Consider the following 19,785-nt stretch of genomic DNA (forward strand, 5'->3'; position numbering starts at 1 on the left):
GGCCGGCCCCCGCCCCGACGGCGGTGCGCGGCGGCCGGGCCGACCCCGGAAACCCGGCCCGGCCGGTACTACTCGGCCCCCGCCGCCGCGGCCATCCTGGAGGCACGGCCCCGGCGCTGGTCCGCCGGTCCGGCCCCTCCCTCCCGAGCCCGATCCGTGCGGAGTGTGTCCCCATGCCCGAGAACCGCCCCTCCACGCCCCTGATCAGCGCCGAACGGCGCGAACTCGTCCTGCGCGCGGCCGTCCGGCAGGGCCTGCTCGACCCGGAGCGGGCCCCGCTGGCCGCCTTCCTCGACCTGGACGCGGTCGCCGGGACGGTCGCCGCCCTGCAGGCCGCGTTCCCCGCCGAACTGGGGGTGCGGCACGCCTTCGCCGCCAAGGCCAACCCGCTCGGCCCGGTGCTGCGCCGGCTGCGCGAGCTGGGCATGGGGTGCGAGGTGGCCAGCCCCGGCGAGTTCGCGCAGGCGCTGGCCGCGGGCTTCCCCCCGGAGCTAATCGTGCTGGACTCCCCCGCCAAGACCCGTGCCGAACTGGCCCTCGCACTGGACCTCGGCGTCAGCGTCAACATCGACAACTGGCAGGAACTCGCCCGCGTCGACGCCCTGCTGGCCGACCGGGTCAGCTCCTCCCGGATCGGCATCCGGATCAACCCTCAGGTCGGCGGCGGCCGGATCGCCGCGATGAGCACCGCCACCGCCACCTCCAAGTTCGGCGTCCCGCTCGCCGACACCGGCAACGCGGCCCGCCTGGTCGAAGCCTTCCGGGCCCGCCCCTGGCTCACCGAACTGCACTGCCACGTCGGCTCCCAGGGCATCGACCTCGGCCTGATGGCCACCGGCATCGCCACCACCGCCGCGTTCGCCGAACGGATCAACCGGGAGCTGGGCCGCCGCCAGGTCACCGGCATCGACCTCGGCGGCGGCCTCCCGGTCAACTTCGCCGACGACCGCACCGCCCCCGGCTGGGACGCCTACGTGGAGCGGCTGCGCGCGCACGCCCCCGTGCTGTTCGACGGCCGCTACCGGCTGACCACCGAGTTCGGCCGCTCCGTGCTCGCCAAGTCCGGCTTCGTCGCCTCGTACGTCGAGTACACCAAGGTGGCCGGCGGCCGCCCGATCGCCATCGGCCACGCCGGGGCCCAGGTCGCCACCCGCACCGTCTTCATGCCCGACAGCTGGCCGCTGCGGATCAGCACCCACCACCCCTCCGGCGCCGCCAAGCACGGCGCCCCCGTCCCCCAGGACGTGGCCGGCCCGTGCTGCTTCGCCGGCGACCTGGTCGCCCGCGCCCGCCCGCTCCCCCTGCTGGCCCCCGGCGACCTGTACTGCCTGCTCGACTGCGGGGCGTACTACGCCTCCAACCACTTCTCGTACAACAGCCTCCCCGAGCCCGCCGTCCACGGCGCGAGCACCGCCCCCGACGGCACCGTCCGCTTCGAGACCCTGCGCCCCGCCCAGAGCATCGACGACCTGGTCGCCCGCACCGGCGCCTGACCCTCCGACGAAGGACCGCCCATGTCCCGCACCCGCCCCGCCCGCCGTTTCCCGCCCGCCGACCGCACCCTGCTGGTCGTCATCGTCATCCTCCTCGTCCGCACCCCCGACCCCGCCCACCTCCTCCCCGCCGCCACCCTCCTCACCACCCGCCTCGCCCCGCTCCTGCGCACCCCCTGACGACGAACGGCCCTCCCCCGCAGCACGCGGAGGAGGGCCGTTCCCGGGTGGTTCAGGTCAGAGCAGGCCGAGGGCCGGCATCAGGTAGTAGAAGGCGAAGACGGCGGCGACGCCGTACAGCGCGACCGGGACGGTGCGGGCGCGGCCGGCGGCGAGGCGCAGGAGGCAGAAGGCGATGAAGCCGAAGCCGATGCCGTTGGTGATGGAGTAGGTGAACGGCATCATCACGATGGTGAGGAAGGCCGGCATCGCGATGGTGAAGTCGGACCAGTCGATCTCCTTGATGGAGTTCGCCAGGATCAGGAAGCCGACGGTGACCAGGGCGGGGGTCGCGGCCTGGGCGGGGACCATGGTCGCGAGGGGGGTGAGGAAGAGCGCGAGCATGAAGAGCGCGCCGGTGACGATCGAGGCGAAGCCGGTGCGGGCGCCCTCGCCGACGCCGGCGGTGGACTCGACGAAGCAGGTGTTCGCGGAGGCGGAGGTGGCGCCGCCGGCGGCGGTGGCGATGCCGTCGACCATCAGGATCTTGTTGATGCCGGGCAGGTCGCCCTTCTCGTCGAGCAGGTGGGCCTCGTCGGCGACGCCGAGGATGGTGCCCATCGCGTCGAAGAAGCAGCTCATCAGCACGGTGAAGACGAACAGGATGCCGGTGAGGATGCCGACGTGCGAGAAGCCGCCGAACAGGCTGAAGTGGCCGACCAGCCCGAAGTCGGGGGTGGAGACCGGGTTGCCGGGCCAGGTGGGGACGGTCAGGCCCCAGGCTTCGGCGGAGAGGTCGGCGACCTGCTGGATGATCACCGCGGCGACGGTCATCACGGCGATGGAGATCAGGATCGCGCCGGGCACCTTGCGGATGACCAGGGCCATGGTGAGCAGCAGGCCGACGATGAAGATCAGCACCGGCCAGCCGTGCAGGTGGCCGCCGACGCCGAGCTGGAGCGGGACGGTGGTGTGGGCGGCGTCCGGGATCCGGGTGACGAAGCCGGAGTCGACCAGGCCGACCAGGGTGATGAACAGGCCGATGCCGATCGCGATCGCCTTGCGCAGGCCGAGCGGGACGGCGTTCATGACGCGTTCGCGCAGGCCGGTGGCGACCAGCAGCATGATCGCGAAGCCGGCCAGCACGACCATGCCCATGGCGTCGGGCCAGGTCATCTTGGGGGCGAGCTGGAGCGCCACGATGGTGTTGACGCCCAGGCCGGCCGCGAGGCCGATCGGGACGTTGCCGATGACGCCCATCAGCAGGGTGGTCAGGCCGGCGGTGAGCGCGGTCGCGGTGACCAGCTGCCCGCCGGCGAGGTGGGCGCCGTTCATGTCCGTGGCCGAGGCCAGGATGATCGGGTTGAGCACCAGGATGTACGCCATCGTGAAGAAGGTGGCGACACCACCGCGGATCTCGCGGGGCAGGGTGGAGCCCCGCTCGGAGATCCTGAAGAAGCGGTCCAGGGCGCCGGACGGGGGCTGCGGCGCGTTCTGGGAGGGCTCGGGCGACGCGGTGGTCGACTGGGCCTGCGGAGACATGTCGGGGGTCCTCGATCGGGGGGAGGCCGGGGGAGACCGGGCGAAGCAAGGTTGGGGGGATTTTCAGTATGTCGATTCCGGTCGTGCACGCGCCATCTTCGCGCGTAGATTCGACCCGTTGCGGTCATGATCAGTCACGTTCGGGCCTCCCGGGTTGCATGCGCACCGGCTCCGCGGAGCCGACCGCCGCTGCCGGAGTGCGGGGCCCGCCCCTTAGGCTAGGGCCCATGCCCAAGACCGCACTGCGCACCGCTCCCCCGCCCCTGGAGGGGAACGACGTCGCCATCGTCGGCACCGGCACGGTGCTCTGGTTCGTCGGCTTCGTGGCGCTGGTGCCGTTCCAGGGGTGGCTCTCCGACCACGGGCACGGCACCTGGCCGTGGATCTGCCTGTCCGGCGGGCTGCTCGGCCTGATCGGCCTCAAGTACTGCACGGCCCGCCGCGCCGCGATCCGCCGCGCCCGCGCCGCCGAGGCCGCCGGGGAACCCGCGCGCTAGCCCCGCCCGGACCCCGCCACCCGTCCGGCCGGAATCCGCCCCGAGGCGGGACGCACCGGACAAAACGCCCACCTAGAGTCGGTGCCATGACGCACTCAGCGGAAGGCACCGCCCCGCACGGCCCCGGCGCGCACCCCACCGGGGCCGGCGGTGCGTACCAGCCCGGGCTGAGCGCGGCCGAGGTCGCCGAGCGGGTCGCCCGCGGGCAGCTGAACGACGTCCCGGTGCGTTCCAGCCGCTCGGTGCGGGAGATCGTCCGGGCCAACGTGTTCACCCGGTTCAACGCGATCATCGGGGTGATGTTCGGCATCATCCTGGTCGTCGGCCCGATCCAGGACGGCCTGTTCGGCCTGGTCATCGTCGCCAACACGGCGATCGGCATCGTCCAGGAGATGCGCGCCAAGAAGACCCTGGACAGCCTCGCGCTGATCGGCGAGGCCCGCCCCCAGGTCCGTCGGGACGGCGCCGCCGTGCAGGTCACCGCCGGCGGGATCGTGCTGGACGACACCGTGCTGCTCGGCATCGGCGACAAGGTCGTGGTGGACGGCACGGTCACCGAGGCGGACGGCCTGGAGATCGACGAGTCGCTGCTGACCGGCGAGCCCGACCCCGTCCTCAAGCACCCCGGCGACCACGTGATGTCCGGCTCCTTCGTGGTGGCGGGCGCGGGCGCGTTCACCGCCACCAAGGTCGGCCGGGAGGCGTACGCCGCCAAGCTCGCCGAGGAGGCCAGCCGGTTCACCCTGGTCAAGTCCGAGCTGCGCACCGGCATCGACCAGATCCTGCGCTTCATCACCTACCTGCTGGTCCCCACCGCGATCGGCCTGATCATCAGCCAGCTCGCGGTGCAGCGCAACGACTGGAAGGAGGCCGTGCGCCGGATGGTGGCGGGCATCGTGCCGATGGTCCCCGAGGGCCTGGTGCTGCTCACCTCGGTGGCCTTCGCGATCGGCGTGATCCGGCTCGGCCGCAAGCAGTGCCTGGTCCAGGAGCTCCCGGCGATCGAGGGCCTGGCCCGGGTCGACACCGTCTGCCTCGACAAGACCGGCACCCTCACCGAGGGCGGCATGGACCTGGTCGACCTCCGCCCGCTCGCCGGCTCCGACGGGACGCCGTCGACCGAGAAGACCGACAGGACCGACAGGACCGACAGGGCAGACAGGGCCGTCCTGGCCGAGGCGCTCGGCGCGATCGGCGCCGCCGACACCCGCCCCAACCCCAGCATGCAGGCCGTCATCGACGCGTACGGGCCCCCGCCGGAGGGCCGCTGGCGGCTGCTGGAGGCCGTCCCGTTCTCCTCCGCCCGCAAGTGGAGCGGCGTCCAGCTGCTGGAGCCCGGCGGCACCGAGGGCAGCTGGCTGCTCGGCGCCCCCGACGTGCTGCTCCCGGCCGGCTCCCCCGCGCTCGCCGAGGTGGACGAGCTCGGCGCCAAGGGCCTGCGGGTCCTGCTGCTCGGCCGCAGCCCGCTCCCGCTGGACGACCCCGACCCGGCCGCCGGACTGGAGCCGCTCGCCCTGCTGGTCCTCCAGCAGCGGCTGCGCGAGGACGCCGCGGACACCCTGCGCTACTTCCGCTCCCAGGACGTCCGGGCCAAGGTCATCTCCGGCGACAGCGCCGTCTCGGTCGGCGCGGTCGCCGCCCACCTCGGCCTGCCCGGCGCCGAGACCGCGACCGACGCCCGCACCCTGCCCACCGACCCCGGGCAGCTCGCCGAGGCCGCCGACCGCACCGCCGTCTTCGGCCGGGTCACCCCGCAGCAGAAGCGCGCCCTGGTCGGCGCCCTGCAGTCGAAGGGCCACACCGTCGCGATGACCGGCGACGGCGTCAACGACGTCCTCGCCCTCAAGGACGCCGACATCGGCGTCGCGATGGGCACCGGCTCGGACGCCACCCGGGCCGTCGCCCAGATCGTGCTGCTGGACGACCGCTTCGCCACCCTGCCCTCGGTGGTCGCCGAGGGCCGCCGGGTGATCGGCAACATCGAACGCGTCGCCGGGCTGTTCCTGGTCAAGACCGTCTACTCGGTGCTGCTGGCCCTGCTGGTGGTGTTCACCCAGGTCCCGTACCCGTTCCTGCCCCGGCACTCGACGGTGCTGTCCTCGCTGACCATCGGCATCCCGGCGTTCTTCCTCGCCCTCGCCCCCAGCAACGAGCGCGCCCGCACCGGCTTCGTCCGCCGCGTCCTGCGACTGGCCGTCCCCGGCGGCCTGGTCTGCGGCGCCGCGACCTTCACCGCGTACGCGCTGGCCCGCGGCGACGACGAGACCACCCTGAAGGCCGACACCTCGGTCGCCACCCTGACCCTGTTCATCACCGCCATCTGGGTCCTCGCCATCGTCGCCCGCCCCTACACCTGGTGGCGCCTGCTGCTGATCGGCACCATGTCGGGCGCGTTCGCCCTGGTCCTGGTGGTCCCCTGGCTCGCCGACTTCTTCCAGCTCCAACTCGTCGGCTGGCGCGACCCGCTGACCGGCGTCGCGATCGCCCTGATCGCGGGCTGCCTGCTGGAGGTCACCTCGCGGATCTTCGTCGAGAAGAACTCCTAGACGCTCGAAGGGGAACAGCCAGGGGCCCGGGAACGGCGGGTCCGTGCTGCGCACAGGCCCCGTCAGGGGCCCGGGGAACGGCGGGTCCGTGCTGCTGACGACCGGAGCCCATCGAAGGTCCGTGCTGCTGCGTGTCTGAAACAGAACCCGAAGCAGACGCACGCAACGGCAGTGCACCGCCCGCAGCCACGGCCTCGCCGTTCCCCGAGCCCCTGTCGGGGGCTCTACTCGTAGTCGCGCGCCGCCAGCAGCTCGTACGCCCGGTCCGGTTCGGTGAGGGCGGCGAGGATCTCGAAGCGGCGGTGCCACTGGTGGACGGACCAGGCGAGGCCGGCGGCGAGGCCCTCGGGGGTGGCGGCGTGCAGCAGGCCGGGGACCGGGGGGACGTCGAACTCGTCGTCCTCGTCGGCGGCCTCGGCGGTGTCCGGGTCGTAGGGCAGTTCGGGGGCGGTCGCGCCGGTGTCCCAGCGCCAGGCCACGTGGGCCTCCTCGCCGTCGGGGCCGACGACCAGGAGTTCGTCGTGCTCCTCGTAGACGGCGGGGCAGCCGGGGAGGAGTTCGCGGACCACCGCGGGGGTGCGGTGCAGGGTGCCCTCGGAGAGCACCCGGCCGCCGGCGACCTCGCTGGCCAGCGAGACGTGCAGGCGCTCGGCGAGGGCGGGGGCGAGCAGCGGGTGGACGGGCAGCACGGCGTGGTCGTGGAGGAGTTCGACCAGGTCGGGGGCGTCGGCGACGACCGCGTTCGCGGCGTCCACGATGACGGTGCGGTCGTCCCGACGGCCGCTCTCGGAGTCCAGCGGGGCGAGGGCCCGCACCACGTCCAGGGGTTCGACGCGCTCGGCCGGGAGGGCCGCCAACAGGCTGTAGATGCCGTGCAGTTGGCGGTGGCTGACCTCGGAGAGCGGGTCGGTGAGCCGGTCGATCAGCTCGTCGGGGCCGTGCGGTTCGGCGAGCAGCGCGTTCAGCGTGGTGCGCACGCCGAGCGCGTGCAGGAACTGCGGGTCGAGGTCGGTCCGGGCCTCGTCGTAGAGGCCGCGGAGCAGCGGGTCGGCCCCGGCGGCGCGCAGGCCGGCGGGTTCGCGGCCGTCCAGGACGGGGTGGTCGCGCAGCCACCAGGCGGTGTACGGGGGGAGGTCGGTGTAGCTGCCGTCGGGCAGCAGGGTGCGCACTGGTGTCACCACGGCGTCCCGGTACGGGGGCCGGGCGAGCAGGGCGAGGGCTTCGGGCCAGGCGTCGTCGGCGACCAGGTCGAGGTCCCGGACGGCGAGCAGTTCGGCGGCGACCGGCGGGACGCCCAACTCCCCGGCGTCGTCGGCGTGCAGGGCTTCGAGGGCGTCCTCGCACCATTCGGCGAGGCCGTCGGGGGCCTCGTCGAGCAGGCCGGTGGGGGCACCGCCGGCGGCCCGGTCGGCGGGGGCGGTGGGGTCGAGGCGCTCCAGGTCGTCGGGGTCGAGGACGACGTCCTCGGCGCGCACCAGGGTGAAGGAGGTGAGCGCGCCGGCCGCCGCCAGCACCTCGGGGCCCCAGCGTTCCAGCAGGTCGTCGTCGACGAAGGCGGCCTCGTCCTCGTCCACCAGGTGGGCCAGCGGGCTTTCGGGGAGCAGGAGTTCACCGGCGCGGGCGAGTTCGCCCTCGTCGTCGGGCAGGGCGAGGCGGGCCAGCCAGGGGTGTTCGCCGGGGGCGGGGGCGGCGGCCCTGACCAGGGCCAGGACGGCGTCGGCGAGGTCGACGGCGGCGTCGTAGTCGTCCTCGCCGAGTTCCAGCGAGCGGGCGACGGCGGCGCGCACCTCGGGGGTGTCCAGGACGCCGGCGGGGGTGGCGGTGGCGGCGCCGAGCTTGGCCAGCAGCGGGTGCGCGGCCTCGGGGTGGGCCAGCCGCAGGTCGAGCAGGTCGAGGGCCTCGGCGAGCGCGTCGGGGTAGCCCTCGTAGCCGGCCCAGTCGGCGGCGTCGGAGGGCAGCAGGACCCGGCGCGGGCCGGTGACGGTGCGGCCGTCGGCGAGCGGGACGGGCAGCGCGCCGAGCGCCTCCGGGTCGGCGCCGCCGAGGGCCGCGTACAGGCTCCGCCACCAGGCGGGTTCGCGTTCCAGGCCGCCGAGTTGGTCGACCACCTCGGCGAGCGGGGTGCGGCGCACGCCGAGGGTGCGCAGTTCGGTGCGGCGCTCCAGGCCGGCCGGGAGCAGGCCGGGGAAGATCGGGGCGAGCGCCTCGACCACCGACCGGTCGGCGCCCTCCAGCACGACGGCGTCGCGCGGGCGGAGCGCGGGGGTGCCCTCCTCGGTGCCGTCGGGGTGCGGCAGGAAGGGCGTCTCGGGCAGCCGGGCCAGCACGGCGGTGCGCAGCGCGTTGTCGAGCGCGCCCTGGCCGAGCGGGGCGGGGACGAGGTCCAGCGAGCCGAGGTCGGCGCCGCGGGCGCGCAGCAGGTCGGCGTAGGCGTCGGCGGCGCGCTCGGTGAGGAAGTCGGTGAGCGGGCCGGGCGCGACGTGCCGCCGGGTCGGGTCGAGCGGGTACGAGGCGATCAGCAGGGCGGGGACGCCGAGCGGTTCGTCGCTGGGGGTGGGCGCGTGCAGCACGGGGGTGGTGCGCGGGCGCTGCGGGCGGCCGGCCCCGTCGACCGGGACGGCCCAGGTGAGCGTCCAGTGGGGGCGGGCCCGCTCCTCGGTGGTGCGGTCGGCGAGGAGCTCGGGGGCGGCGGTGCCGGTGGCGCTGACGGTCTGCCAGGTGGTGCTGCGCTCCCCGTCGGTGATGGTGACGGTGGGCAGCTGTTCGGGGCGCGGCGGGTGCGCGGTGCGGGTCAGGGTGCGGACGCCCTCGGGGGTGTCGACGACCACCTCGGCGAGGCCGGGCAGGGTCAGCAGCAGGGCGTCGTCGACCTCGGCGAGCAGCCGCCGGGTGAGGTCCTCGGCGGCGGCGTCGCGCAGCGGCAGGACGACCACCGTGTGGTAGCCCTCGGGGGCTTCGCCCTCGGCCGCGAACGGCACCCGGAGCACCGGCAGGTGGCCCTCGCGCCGGGTCAACTCCTCGGTGAGCTGCGGGATTCCGGAGACCAGCGTGCGGGCGTCGGTGAGCGACCAGCGGACGCCGCCGGTGTGCCCGAGCACCGCGGGCTCGTCGCTGACGGCCAGCACGGCGGCGAAGCCGACGCCGAACCGGCCGACCACCTCCCGCTCGTCGCCGCGCTTGGCGGAGGCCCGCAGGGTGGAGAGCGACTCGACCGCGGCGGCGTCCAGCGGGGCGCCGGTGTTGGCGGCGGCCAGCACGCCGTCGCGCAGGGTCAGCCGGAGCCGGCCGGGGACGCCCGCCCGGGCGGCCGCGTCGGCCGCGTTCTGGGCGAGTTCGACGATCAGCCGGTCCCGGTAGCCGCCGAGGGCGAGTTCCTCCTCGGCGTTGGCGTCCTCCCGGAATCTGGCGGGCGCGGCCGTCCAGGCGGTGAGCACGGTGTGCCGCAGCCGGGCCGTGTCGAAGACGTCCGACTCCTCGGGGGACGCCGCGCTGCCGATGATCCGAGACTCCACGTGCCGAGCCGCCCTTCGCGTGGTCTGCGTACGAGTCGGCATTCTGCCAGTCGTCTCCGACGGGCCACGCGCGCTGGGCGCGGAACCGGGGGCGCGGGGAACCGCGGGCGGCGGCGACGGGCGTCAGCGGGATCGCGGCACGGACGGCGGGTTGCCGCCGCTTCGCGATCCCGCTGTGCGCGCACCTGCCGGAGCGCGGCGCCTACGCGTGGCCGAGTTCCTCGGCCGGGCCGTCCGGTTCGACCGAGCCGGAGGTGCGGTCGGGGCGCAGCGGGAGGGGTTCGACGACGGTCTCGTCGAGGATGAGTTCGCTGGGGACGGGCGGGGCGGGCAGCACGGCGGCCTCGGAGTGCGCGCCGCAGCCGTAGGCGAGCGAGACGACCTGGCCGTCGGCGGGCCCGAACTCGTTGCCGCAGACGCCGAACGCCTGGCCGAGCGAGCCGCCGATCGGGACGAGGAAGCCGCAGGTGTCGCAGGAGGCGGGGGCGGACTGCGCCATCGGGGTCTGCGGGCCGTACGCGGTCTCCCAGCGTTCGGCGGCCTGGTGCAGGCCGCGCCGGGACAGCACGCGGGGGCGGCCGAGTCCGAGCTCCTCGGCGATCGCGCCGATCGCGGCGCGGGCGGGCGCCGGCTGGACGTCCTCGGCGGTGGCGTCCTCGTCCTCGGCGGCCTCGGCGAGCGCCGAGTTGGGGGCGATCTCGTCCTCGCCGGTCCAGCCGGGTTCCAGGCGCAGGTCGTCGGCGCCGGTGGGCAGCAGGTCGCCGGGGCCGAGGTCGCCGGGGCGCAGGCGCTCGCTCCACGGGACCCACTGCGGGGCGAGGACGGCGTCCGCTCCGGGGAGCAGGGCGACCTCGTCCAGGGTGACGTTCTTGGCGCGCGGGGCGCGGGCGACGGTCACCGCCCAGTGCCAGCCGCGGTAGGCCGGGTCGAGGCATTCGAAGGTGTGGGTGACGACGCGCTCGGCGTCCGCGCCCGCCTTCACGTGGGGGCCGACGACGGCCTCTCCGACGCTGTCCACCACTGCCTGACGGGCGAGGCCGACGGCCTCCGCACAGAGCCGGTCAGGGGTACGGCTTCGCATCGCAGCACTCACGGCGTCGGTTCTCTCCCAGTCCTGTCGTCCTGCGGCTCGCGGCGGCACCCGGTGGGCGGGGGCCCGCTCCGGCCGCCGCTGCACCTCTCCGGGGCGGCCCCCGCGAGCACGGGGCCGGTCCATTCTGCTAGACCCGGGGCCGCTCCGTGGCCGGGCCGCGCCGCCCAGGTCGGCCACCCCCCTGCGGGAGGCCGGGCGTGCGCGTAGTGCAGGCTACCCGCCGGTCGGCGGTACAGCACAGTCCGGGCCGTGGGGGCGGGCGCGCCGACGCCCGGACAATCACTCGTTAGGTCGGCGATTCTCGGGCAGGATGGGTGTGTGGCGGAGGAGAAACCGCCGCAGCACGGACCGCGTCCCGGGCCGTCCGAAGGCCGTTCCGGGGCGTCCGCCGTGTCGCGGCCGCATCCTGTGGCCCCCGGTGAGCCGGAGGCGGGCGAGGCGCGCCCGACGGACGGTCAGGAGCGTTCCGGGGAGCCGCCGACGGTGCGGGCCCGCGGCTTCTGGGCCCGCGTCGCGTCGGCGGTGGGGGTGCGCACCGGCCGGGTGGTGCACGGGACGGGCCGCCGGATCCGGCGGGCGACGTCGGCGGAGGGCGCGGGCGAGTCGGGCCTGGCGAAGCTGATCGAGCTGCACGCGCTGAACTCGTTCGGCGACATGCTGATCACGGTGGCGCTGGCGTCCACCATCTTCTTCTCGGTGCCGACCGGCGAGGCCCGCGGCCGGGTCGCGCTGTACCTGCTGATCACGATGGCGCCGTTCGCGGTGCTCGCCCCGGTGATCGGCCCGCTGCTGGACCGGCTGCCCAACGGCCGCCGCTCGGCGATGGCGATGTCGATGCTGGCGCGGGCGGCGCTGGCCTGGGTGATGGCGGCGACGGTGACCGGCGGCGGGCTGGCGCTGTACCCGGAGGCGCTGGGCGTGCTGGTGGCGTCGAAGGCGTACGGGGTGGTGCGCAGCGTGGTGGTGCCGCGGCTGCTGCCCGCCCAGTTGTCGCTGGTGAAGGCGAACTCGCGGGTGACGCTGGCGGGTCTGCTGACCACGCTGGTGGCGGGCGGGGTGGGCGGGCTGCTGCACCTGATCGGGCCGGGGTGGCCGCTGCGCGGGGCGTTCGTGGTGTTCGTGATCGGGACGCTGATGGCCTTCCACCTGCCGCACCAGGTGGATTCGGCGAAGGGCGAGCAGCGGGCGGAGCTGCTCTCGGAGCCGCAGGAGGCGCGCCCCAAGGGGGTGTTGCGGGCGGTCGGCCCCTCGGTGGTGATGGCGCTGCGCGGGGTGGCGGCGCTGCGCTGGCTGGTCGGGTTCCTGGTGATGTTCCTGGCGTTCCTGATCCGCCGGGAGCCGCCGGGCGGCCTGCCGGGGACGGTGGCGCTGGGGCTGGTCGCGGCGGCGGCGGGGCTGGGCAACGCGCTGGGGTCGGTGCTGGGGTCGTGGCTGCGCACCCGCGGTTCGGAGGTGCTGGTGACCTCGGTGCTGGCGCTGGCGACGGTGGCGGCGGCCGCGGCGGCGCTCTGGTACGGGGTGGTGACGGTGACGGTGGTGGCGGGCGTCGCCGGGATGGCGGCGTCGCTGGGCAAGCTGGCGCTGGACGCGCTGATCCAGCGGGACGTGCCGGAGGCGGTGCGGACCTCGGCGTTCGCCCGGTCGGAGACGGTGCTGCAGCTGAGCTGGGTGGCGGGCGGCGCGGTGGGCATCTCGCTGCCGCTGAACCCGGTGCTGGGGCTGACGGTGGCGGCGGGCGTGATGACGGTGATGCTGCTGTGGACGTTCCGCTCGCTGCTGCGGGTCGGGCCGCGCCGGTCGACGGCCCGGCCCCGGGTGGCCTGAGCGGCGGCCCGGCCCGGGGCGGGGTGCGCCGCGCGGCCGGGGCGGGGTGCCCGGCGCGCCCGCGCACGGCGTAACCTCGGGCGACTCGGGCACCCCGGCGTCGTGTGATCACGGAAGGCGAGTAGCCTCTTGCGCATGAGCCTCAGCACCCGTGCCATCGCCGGTATCGCCGGCGTCGTCGTCGTCGGCGCCGCCTCCCTCGGTACCGGTATCTACTGGGCGAACGACGCCGGCAAGCCCCGCGAGAACGTGGCGACGATGGTGGTCGGCACCTCCAGCACCACCGCGGCCCCCTTCTGCTACAACGACGGCAAGCCGCTCGACAACGACGCCCTCAGCGCCTGCCTGGAGGGGATCAAGCAGGCCCGCAAGGACGGCAAGCTCCCGGAGCTGGACGTCCGGGCCAGCGACCAGATCGGCGTCGGGGTGCCCAAGGACCTGGCGAAGAAGGGCTGGTTCGCGCTGACCAACGGCGGCTCCGGCGGCCAGACGGCGCTGGCCGGCGGGGCGCAGGGCGAGGTCGTCACCGGGGTCACCTACTCCGGTTCGAAGAGCGCCGGCCCGCTGATGTCCTCCAACGACGTGACCTCGGTGACGGTGGTCTCGCAGGACAAGGCGTCCCAGGAGTACTACGCGGTCTGGGCCTTCGACCTGAACAACAAGAACAGCTGACGCTCCGGTCGATGACCGTCGAGCGCACCGACGAGCAGTCCGGCCCCGCGGCCGGGCTGCTCGTCGTCGTCGCCGTGGAGGCGGAGGCCGAGGCGGTGCGGCGCGGGCTGGGCCCGGGCTCGGGGGCCGGGGTGCTGGCCGCCGGGGTCGGCCCGGCGGCCGCGGCGGCGGGGACGGCGGTGGCGCTGGCCCGCGGCCGGTACCGGCTGGTGCTGTCGGCGGGCATCGCGGGCGGTTTCGCACCCGCCGCGCCGCTCGGCTCGCTGGTGGTGGCGGACGCCGTGGTGGCGGCCGACCTGGGCGCCGAGACGCCGGACGGCTTCGCGGACGTCACCGAGCTGGGCTTCGGCGCGGTGCGGCACCCGGTGCCGCCGGGCCTGGTCGCGGCCCTCGCGGGGGCCTGCGGCGGGGCGGTCGGCGAGGTGCTGACGGTGTCCACGGTGACCGGTTCGGCGGAGCGCGCCGGGGCGCTGAGGAAGCGTCACCCGCGGGCGCTGGCCGAGGCGATGGAGGGTTTCGGGGCGGCCGAGGCGGCCGCCCGGTTCGGGCTCGCGGCCGGTGAGCTGCGGGCCGTGTCCAATGCCGTCGGGCCGCGCGACCGCGCGTCCTGGCGGATCGGCGAGGCGCTGGCGGCCCTGGAGCGGGCCTTCGCCGCGCTGCCGCCGCTGCCCCACCTGCTCAAGGAGGTCTGAGATGGCCGAGCCGCTCAGCGTCGCGTACTCACCCTGCCCGAACGACACCTTCGTCTTCCACGCCTGGGCGCACGGCCTGGTGCCGGGCGCCGGCGCGCCCGAGGTCCGGTTCGCCGACATCGACGTCACCAACGGGCTGGCCGAGCGCGGCGAGCTGGACGTGCTGAAGATCTCCTACGGGCAGCTGCCCTGGGTGCTGGACGAGTACGCGCTGCTGCCCTGCGGCGGGGCGCTCGGCCGGGGCTGCGGGCCGCTGGTGCTGACGGCCGGGCCGCTGGAGGCGGCGGCGCTGGCCGGGCGGCGGGTCGCGGTGCCGAGCGAGCGCTCGACGGCGTACCTGCTGTTCCGGCTGTGGGCGGCCGAGGCGGTGCCGGGCGGGTTCGGCGAGATCGTGGTGCTGCCGTTCCACGAGATCATGCCGGCCGTGCGGGCGGGCGAGGTGGACGCCGGACTGGTGATCCACGAGGCCCGGTTCACGTACGGGCAGTACGGGCTGCACTGCCTGGCCGACATGGGCGAGGCGTGGGAGGGGGCCACCGGGCTGCCGATCCCGCTGGGCGCGATCGTGGCCCGGCGCTCGCTGGGCGCCGAGCGGCTGCGCGAACTGGCCGACACCGTGCGGCAGTCGGTGCGGGCGGCCTGGGCGGACCCGGCGGCCTCCCGGGAGTACGTGCTGGCGCACGCCCAGGAGATGGACCCGGCCGTCGCCGAGCAGCACATCGGGCTGTACGTCAACGAGTTCACCGCGGACCTCGGCGAGGACGGCTACGCGGCGGTGCGCGGCCTGCTCACCCGGGCCGCCGAGCAGGGACTCGTCCCCGCCGTCGACCCGGGCGCGCTGGCCTTCCCCTGAGCGGTCGTCAGGGCGGGGCTCAGACGTCGAACTGGTCCGCGATGGCGCGCAGCACCATGGCGATCTTCTGGCCCTCCGGCTTGCTCGGGTAGCGGCCGCGCTGCAGACCCGGCAGGACGCTGTCCAGCTTGGTGATCAGGTCCTGGACGATCGGGGCCATGTCGTCGGCGCTCTTGCGCTGGGCGGCGGCCACCGAGGGCAGCGCGTCGAGCAGTTGGACGCTCATCGCCTGGTCACCGCGGTGTCCGGCGGCGACGCCGAACTCGACGCGCTGGCCCGGCCGCAGCGTGGTGACGCCCGCGGGCAGCGCCTTGGTGTGGACGAAGACCTCGCCGCCGTCGTCGCGCGACAGGAAGCCGTAACCCTTCGTCTCGTTGAACCACTTGACCTGGCCGGTGGGCATCTCGAACAGTCCTCGGTATCGGGTGCGTGCGACCCCGTCGGGCCGCGGGTGGACGTGCGGACGGGCGCCCCGAGCGGGCGGCCGGTTTCGCTCAGTGGAGCAATGATCCCTCAGCGTTCAGCGGAACGGCGAAGGGATTCCGGACCGGGGCGCGGCCGTGCCTCGCGCCTGCTGCGCCGTCCACTGGCTCACACCCCCGATCGGTGACGGGCGGGCGTTCGTGGACCATCCGTCAGGTCCGCCCGCGCGATGGCTGCATACCCGGGGGCGGCGAGGGTCGAAACTCCTTGCGCGCACGGAGTTGCGCGCTGTGACGCGCGGCCGGTCAGGCGGGGTCGGTCAGGTGGTCGGAGAGCCAGCCGAGCGAGGCCGGGAGCATCCGGGACCAGGTGGTGAAGTTGTGCCCGCCGCTGTCCAGGGTGATCGCGGAGACCTTGGTCGCGGTGCCCCTGGCGGCGGCCCGGAACCGCTCGGTCTGCTCCTGGTAGTCGCCGTCGCCCTCCCGGCTGCCGCCGACCAGCAGCGCGGTGGCGGGGGCGGGCAGGTGGGTCAGGCGCCAGTCCAGGTCGGCCTGCTCGCGGCGCTGCCCGTCGCCGCCGAACAGGTCTCCGGTGGTCGGGTCCTCGGCGGCCCGGTAGTAGCCGGACAGCGACACCGCGGCGGCGAACACGTCGGGGTGACGCATCGCCAGCTTCAGCGCGCAGTAGCCGCCGGTGGAGTTGCCGATCACGCCGAGGGAGCCGGGCCCGGACGCGATCCGGTAGGAGGCGCGCAGCGCGGCGGGCACGTCGGTGCTGAAGTACCGGTCGGTCTGCGGGCCGCCCGGCACGTCCTCGCACTCGGTGTCCCGGGGCATCGCCGGGGAGGGCCGCATCAGCACCAGCACGATCGGCCGGGCCTTGCCCTGCTCGGTCAGCTTCAGCTGCACGGACGGGTAGTTGAGCTTGCTGACCAGGTTCTTCGCGTCGCCGGGGAAGCCGGTGACGGCGATCGCCGCCGGGAAGCGCTTGCCCTGGTAGCCGGGCTGGAAGTACTGCGGCGGCAGGTAGACGTAGCCCTCGGTGGACAGGCCGGTGGACGCCCCGGGCAGCCGGACCTTCTCCAACCGGCCGACCTGCTCGGGGGCGCGGCCGGTGGCGCCGGTGTCGCGGACGTTCTCGGTGGACAGCCGCTGGACGCCCGGGTCGCGGCCGAGCAGCTGGTTCTGAATGGTCACCGGGCCGTCCTCGCCGGTGCCCAGCAGGTCGTCCCAGCTGCTGTAGAAGGCGAAGTAGTTGTTGGCCAGCAGGGCGAGCGTGCAGAGCACCGCCAGCTGGGTGCCGACGACGGTGCCGAGCCGGCCCAGCACCGGCCGCCAGCCGCGCCCGGCCAGCCGGGGCCAGAGCAGGACGGTGCCCGCCACCGTCAGCACCGACAGCAGCGCCGACAGCGCCAGCACCTTGTGACCGGTCAGTCCCATCCCGCCGCACGCCCCGCTCGTCCGTCGCCGTTCCCGTTCCGGTCATCAGCATGCCTGAGGGATTCCTGGGAATCCTGAGCGTTCAGTCGGAGCGCGCGTCGCCGCGCCCCCGCCGATCGGAGGGGGTGCGCGGTGGGAGAATCGGGGGGAGCGACCCGCGCGAAGGAGTGGTGAGAGTGAGCGACCGGCCCGACAGCCCGGGAGACGTCCTGGTCCGCGTCGGCGGCATCGTGTTCGGACTGGGCATGCTGTCCGTCGTCGCGGTCTTCGTGCCGTACGTCTTCGACCTGACCCGGCTGCCGTCCTTCGCGTACTGGCTGGCGATGCTGATGCCGCTGGGCCTGCTGGTGGCGCTGTCCGGCCTGTTCGCCGACGCCCGGGCGGGCGCCCGGCGGCGGCGCGCGAAGCGGGCCGCCGCCGCGGGCTGAACCACCGGCCCCGGCGGGCGGCCGCCCGGGGACGCTCGGCACAAGCCCTCAGCAAGCGCTCAGTAGGCGCTCAGCAGGCGCTCAGCGGGCCCTCGGCGGGCGTCAGCGGGCCAGGTGCCCGGCCAGCCAGGCGGGGAACTCGGTGAGGTCGCGCAGCACGGCGTCCGCACCGGCCGCGGCGAGCTCGTCCGGGCCGTACGGGCCGGTGGCCACCCCGACCGCGACGGCGTCGGCCGCCCGGGCGCCGCGGATGTCGCCCAGGTGGTCGCCGACGTAGACGTCCGCGCCGTGCGCGCGCAGCGCCTCGCCCTTGGTCTCCGCCCACAGGTCGCCGACCAGCGCGTCCACCTCCAGGCCGAAGCCGTCCAGGTGGCGGCGGGCGTTCGGCTCCCACTTGCCGGTGATCACCAGCACCCGGCCGCCCGCCGCCCGGACGGCGGCCACCGCGGCCAGCGCCCCGGGCAGCTCCAGCGTCGGCGCGAGGGCGTGCTCGACGTACAGCTCGCGGTAGCGCTCCACGACGGCGTCCAGGCGCTCCGGCGGGAACCAGTTGGCGAGCTCCTGCGCCAGCGGCGGCCCGAGCCGGCTGACCACCAGGTCGGAGTCGATGACGGTGCCGGTCTCGGCGGCCAGCACGTCGTAGGTGGCCTTGATGCCGGGGCGGGTGTCGAGGAGCGTCATGTCGAGGTCGAAACCGACGGTGAGAGCCATGCCGCCAGCCTAGCCAGCGGGGTTTCCGGCCGGAAAAGCCGGGGGCAAAACCGCATTGCGGACATACTTGGCCGTACCGCCCGCCGCCACCGCCCCACCGCCCGTCCGACCGCCGCCGGAGGTCCCAGGTGCCACCCCCGCTCTCCCGCCGGGCCGCCCTCGCCGGGCTCGGCGCCGTCCTGCTCACCGGCTGCGGACCGGAGGTGCTGCCCGCCGGGCCGCCGCCGTCCGGCACCGCCGCCGGGAGCCCGCAGCCCAGCCCCAGCCCGCGCCCGGACGTCACGGCGGCCTCGGCGGACGGGCCGGTCACCGTGCCCGGCGGGGTCCGGCGGGTGGTCGTGCTGGACACCGCCGAGCTGGACTCCGCGATGACGCTGGGCATCACCCCCGTCGGCGCCGCCAAGGCCCCGCTGGACGCCGGACTGCCCGCCTACTGGCCCGCCTCCCGGCTGGCCGAGGTCGCCGTGGTCGGCGACATCGGGGCCGCCCCCGACACGGCGGCGATCGCCGCCCTGCGCCCGCAGCTGATCCTCACCAACCTGGCCCGGGACGCCGACCACACCGGGGCGCTGCGCGCGGTCGCCCCGACCGTCGTCACCCGGACCACCGGCGCGCCCTGGAAGGAGGACTTCCAGCTGCACGCCGCCGCCCTGGACCGGCGCGAGCAGGCCGCCGCCGCGGTCGCCGCGTACGGGCGGCACGTCGACCAGGCCCGGGCCGCGCTGGCCTCGGCCGGGGCCACCGGGCAGCGGATCAGCCTGGTCCGGTTCGTCGAGGGCTCGCCCGCCGTCCGGGTCTACGCCCGGCAGAACTTCCCCGGCAGCGTCCTGTCCGACCTCGGCCTGCCCCGCCCGGACGCGCAGAACGCCGACCGGTTCGACCTCGGGACCACCCCCGACCAGCTCGCCGCCGCCGACGGCGACCTGCTGCTGTACGCCGGCTACGGCGACCCGGGCCGCAACGGCCTGACCGCCACCCTCGCCTCCCCCGGCTGGCACGCCCTGGGCGCCGTCCGCGCGCACCGCGCCTTCCCGGTCGACGACCAGCTGTGGTTCCAGGGCATCGGCTACACCGGCGCGCACTTCCTGATCGCCGAACTCCTGTACGTCCTCGGCGCGGACTGAGCCCGGCCCGGTCAGTCCTTGCGGCGGCGCAGCGTCACCGCCAGCACGAACAGCGCCGTCAGCAGCGCCGCCGCCCGCAGCACGCCCGGCGCGGCCGCCCAGGTGGTCGCGCCCGCGTCCGTGCCGGGGGTCAGCGGGCTGCCCCAACGGCCCTTCTCCCGGCCCCAGTTCCACACCGTCAGGCCGGTCACCGTGATCAGCGGGATGCCCAGCACGGCGAACTTCTTCACCAGGTCGGTCCAGCCCCGGGACAGGTACGCCACCGCCCAGCCGAGCAGCATCACCAGCAGCGTGCCGGTCACCGCCCCGCCCAGCAGCAGGGCCGCCCCGAGCAGCAGCAGCGGCGCGGGCTTCCGGGACCCCGCCGCCACGGGCACCGGCGCCGACGGGACGTCAGCGGCCGTCTTCGGCTTGCCGAACAGCACCGCCCGGACGATCCGGCCCGCCCCCGGCCGCGGCTTCCCGGGGTCGGGCGCCGCCGCCTCCTCCGCCTCCGCCTCGGGCTCGGGCTCGGGCTCGGCTTCCGGCTCCGGCGCGGGCTCGGCGCCGGGCAGGTCGAAGTACCTGGCGGTCCAGCCGGGTTGGTCACTGCCGAAGCCCGGCGTGTCCAGGTCCTCCGTGTACGCGAAGACCTGATCGACCTCGGCCGGGGAGGACATCGCCGGGGCGGGTGCCGCCGGGCCCGGGGCCGGGGCCGCCGGGGCGGGCTTCGCCGGGGCGGGCTTCGCCGGTGGCGGCACCGCGGGGGGTGCCGCCGGGGCCGGGGGCCGCGCGGGG

The 19,785-nt window shown here is 75.4% G+C and carries 16 protein-coding genes and 1 pseudogene; 10 read left to right on the top strand and 7 right to left on the bottom strand.

The features are described 5' to 3' along the window. Positions 1-173 precede the first annotated feature (173 nt). Positions 174-1,493, top strand: a complete 1,320-nt coding sequence (locus tag ACWEO5_RS33005) for a diaminopimelate decarboxylase (protein WP_452165818.1) — start codon at positions 174-176, stop codon at positions 1,491-1,493. Between the two features lie 21 nt (positions 1,494-1,514). Continuing rightward, entirely contained in the window at positions 1,515-1,673 is a 159-nt protein-coding gene (locus ACWEO5_RS33010) for a hypothetical protein (RefSeq protein ID WP_452165819.1), read from the top strand. Positions 1,674-1,730: 57 nt separating this feature from the next. Here the strand turns inward: ACWEO5_RS33010 and ACWEO5_RS33015 are convergent, their stop codons facing one another. Then, positions 1,731-3,194 carry an NCS2 family permease gene (locus ACWEO5_RS33015; protein WP_452165820.1) on the bottom strand — a complete coding sequence of 488 codons (1,464 nt, stop codon included), beginning with the start codon at positions 3,192-3,194 and terminating at the stop codon, positions 1,731-1,733. Positions 3,195-3,421: 227 nt separating this feature from the next. Here ACWEO5_RS33015 and ACWEO5_RS33020 point away from each other — a divergent pair, with 227 nt between their 5' ends. Together ACWEO5_RS33020 and ACWEO5_RS33025 are read left to right on the top strand one after the other, a co-directional pair. Further along, positions 3,422-3,691: a DUF2530 domain-containing protein gene (locus ACWEO5_RS33020; protein WP_452165821.1), complete on the top strand. Its 270-nt coding sequence runs from the start codon at positions 3,422-3,424 to the stop codon at positions 3,689-3,691. A gap of 86 nt (positions 3,692-3,777) precedes the next feature. Then, a complete protein-coding gene (locus ACWEO5_RS33025) occupies positions 3,778-6,237 on the top strand; it encodes an HAD-IC family P-type ATPase (RefSeq protein WP_452165822.1) in 2,460 nt (819 codons plus the stop codon). 224 nt (positions 6,238-6,461) lie between these two features. On the opposite strand, the gene ACWEO5_RS33030 is transcribed toward ACWEO5_RS33025, so the two are convergent. Together ACWEO5_RS33030 and ACWEO5_RS33035 are read right to left on the bottom strand one after the other, a co-directional pair. Then, a complete protein-coding gene (locus ACWEO5_RS33030) occupies positions 6,462-9,749 on the bottom strand; it encodes a sacsin N-terminal ATP-binding-like domain-containing protein (protein WP_452165823.1) in 3,288 nt (1,095 codons plus the stop codon). 202 nt (positions 9,750-9,951) lie between these two features. Continuing rightward, complete coding sequence (locus ACWEO5_RS33035) at positions 9,952-10,830, bottom strand: DUF3027 domain-containing protein (protein WP_452165824.1); 879 nt, start codon at positions 10,828-10,830, stop codon at positions 9,952-9,954. Between the two features lie 495 nt (positions 10,831-11,325). Between ACWEO5_RS33035 and ACWEO5_RS33040 the strand changes: the two genes are divergently transcribed. From ACWEO5_RS33040 to ACWEO5_RS33055, 4 genes are all read left to right on the top strand, one after another. Next, entirely contained in the window at positions 11,326-12,666 is a 1,341-nt protein-coding gene (locus tag ACWEO5_RS33040; protein WP_452165825.1) for an MFS transporter, read from the top strand. A 135-nt stretch (positions 12,667-12,801) separates the two neighbouring features. Next, positions 12,802-13,338 carry a hypothetical protein gene (locus tag ACWEO5_RS33045; RefSeq protein WP_452165826.1) on the top strand — a complete coding sequence of 179 codons (537 nt, stop codon included), beginning with the start codon at positions 12,802-12,804 and terminating at the stop codon, positions 13,336-13,338. 11 nt (positions 13,339-13,349) lie between these two features. Next, the gene (locus tag ACWEO5_RS33050) at positions 13,350-14,030 is read left to right on the top strand and encodes a futalosine hydrolase (protein ID WP_452165827.1); all 681 of its coding nucleotides are present in this window, start codon (positions 13,350-13,352) and stop codon (positions 14,028-14,030) included. A gap of 1 nt (position 14,031) precedes the next feature. After that, the gene (locus tag ACWEO5_RS33055) at positions 14,032-14,883 is read left to right on the top strand and encodes a 1,4-dihydroxy-6-naphthoate synthase (protein ID WP_452165828.1); all 852 of its coding nucleotides are present in this window, start codon (positions 14,032-14,034) and stop codon (positions 14,881-14,883) included. Between the two features lie 19 nt (positions 14,884-14,902). On the opposite strand, the gene ACWEO5_RS33060 is transcribed toward ACWEO5_RS33055, so the two are convergent. Both ACWEO5_RS33060 and ACWEO5_RS33065 read right to left on the bottom strand, forming a co-directional pair. Beyond that, positions 14,903-15,286 (bottom strand): cold-shock protein, encoded by a 384-nt coding sequence (locus tag ACWEO5_RS33060; protein WP_033250546.1) that lies wholly within the window; start codon positions 15,284-15,286, stop codon positions 14,903-14,905. Positions 15,287-15,611: 325 nt separating this feature from the next. Further along, positions 15,612-16,745, bottom strand: a complete 1,134-nt coding sequence (locus ACWEO5_RS33065; RefSeq protein WP_452165829.1) for an alpha/beta hydrolase — start codon at positions 16,743-16,745, stop codon at positions 15,612-15,614. A gap of 176 nt (positions 16,746-16,921) precedes the next feature. On the opposite strand from ACWEO5_RS33065, the gene ACWEO5_RS33070 reads away from it, so the two are divergent. Continuing rightward, positions 16,922-17,173: a hypothetical protein gene (locus ACWEO5_RS33070; protein WP_452165830.1), complete on the top strand. Its 252-nt coding sequence runs from the start codon at positions 16,922-16,924 to the stop codon at positions 17,171-17,173. A 102-nt stretch (positions 17,174-17,275) separates the two neighbouring features. Here ACWEO5_RS33070 and ACWEO5_RS33075 read toward each other — a convergent pair whose 3' ends face one another. After that, positions 17,276-17,884 (bottom strand): HAD family hydrolase, encoded by a 609-nt coding sequence (locus ACWEO5_RS33075; RefSeq protein WP_452165831.1) that lies wholly within the window; start codon positions 17,882-17,884, stop codon positions 17,276-17,278. 128 nt (positions 17,885-18,012) lie between these two features. Between ACWEO5_RS33075 and ACWEO5_RS33080 the strand changes: the two genes are divergently transcribed. Further along, a complete protein-coding gene (locus ACWEO5_RS33080; RefSeq protein WP_452165832.1) occupies positions 18,013-19,008 on the top strand; it encodes an ABC transporter substrate-binding protein in 996 nt (331 codons plus the stop codon). An 11-nt stretch (positions 19,009-19,019) separates the two neighbouring features. Here ACWEO5_RS33080 and ACWEO5_RS33085 read toward each other — a convergent pair. Further along, a pseudogene (locus ACWEO5_RS33085) lies at positions 19,020-19,785 on the bottom strand (hypothetical protein); the annotation flags it as partial.

It is taken from the genome of Kitasatospora sp. NPDC004272 (assembly GCF_053603035.1).

Bases quoted from the DNA above. Each gene is read 5' to 3' on its own strand.
- ACWEO5_RS33005 (WP_452165818.1), top strand. From the start codon at position 174: ATGCCCGAGAACCGCCCCTCCACGCCCCTGATCAGCGCCGAACGGCGC.
- ACWEO5_RS33010 (WP_452165819.1), top strand. From the start codon at position 1,515: ATGTCCCGCACCCGCCCCGCCCGCCGTTTCCCGCCCGCCGACCGCACC.
- ACWEO5_RS33015 (WP_452165820.1), bottom strand. From the start codon at position 3,194: ATGTCTCCGCAGGCCCAGTCGACCACCGCGTCGCCCGAGCCCTCCCAG.
- ACWEO5_RS33020 (WP_452165821.1), top strand. From the start codon at position 3,422: ATGCCCAAGACCGCACTGCGCACCGCTCCCCCGCCCCTGGAGGGGAAC.
- ACWEO5_RS33025 (WP_452165822.1), top strand. From the start codon at position 3,778: ATGACGCACTCAGCGGAAGGCACCGCCCCGCACGGCCCCGGCGCGCAC.
- ACWEO5_RS33035 (WP_452165824.1), bottom strand. From the start codon at position 10,830: ATGCGAAGCCGTACCCCTGACCGGCTCTGTGCGGAGGCCGTCGGCCTC.
- ACWEO5_RS33045 (WP_452165826.1), top strand. From the start codon at position 12,802: ATGAGCCTCAGCACCCGTGCCATCGCCGGTATCGCCGGCGTCGTCGTC.
- ACWEO5_RS33050 (WP_452165827.1), top strand. From the start codon at position 13,350: ATGACCGTCGAGCGCACCGACGAGCAGTCCGGCCCCGCGGCCGGGCTG.
- ACWEO5_RS33055 (WP_452165828.1), top strand. From the start codon at position 14,032: ATGGCCGAGCCGCTCAGCGTCGCGTACTCACCCTGCCCGAACGACACC.
- ACWEO5_RS33060 (WP_033250546.1), bottom strand. From the start codon at position 15,286: ATGCCCACCGGCCAGGTCAAGTGGTTCAACGAGACGAAGGGTTACGGC.
- ACWEO5_RS33065 (WP_452165829.1), bottom strand. From the start codon at position 16,745: ATGGGACTGACCGGTCACAAGGTGCTGGCGCTGTCGGCGCTGCTGTCG.
- ACWEO5_RS33075 (WP_452165831.1), bottom strand. From the start codon at position 17,884: ATGGCTCTCACCGTCGGTTTCGACCTCGACATGACGCTCCTCGACACC.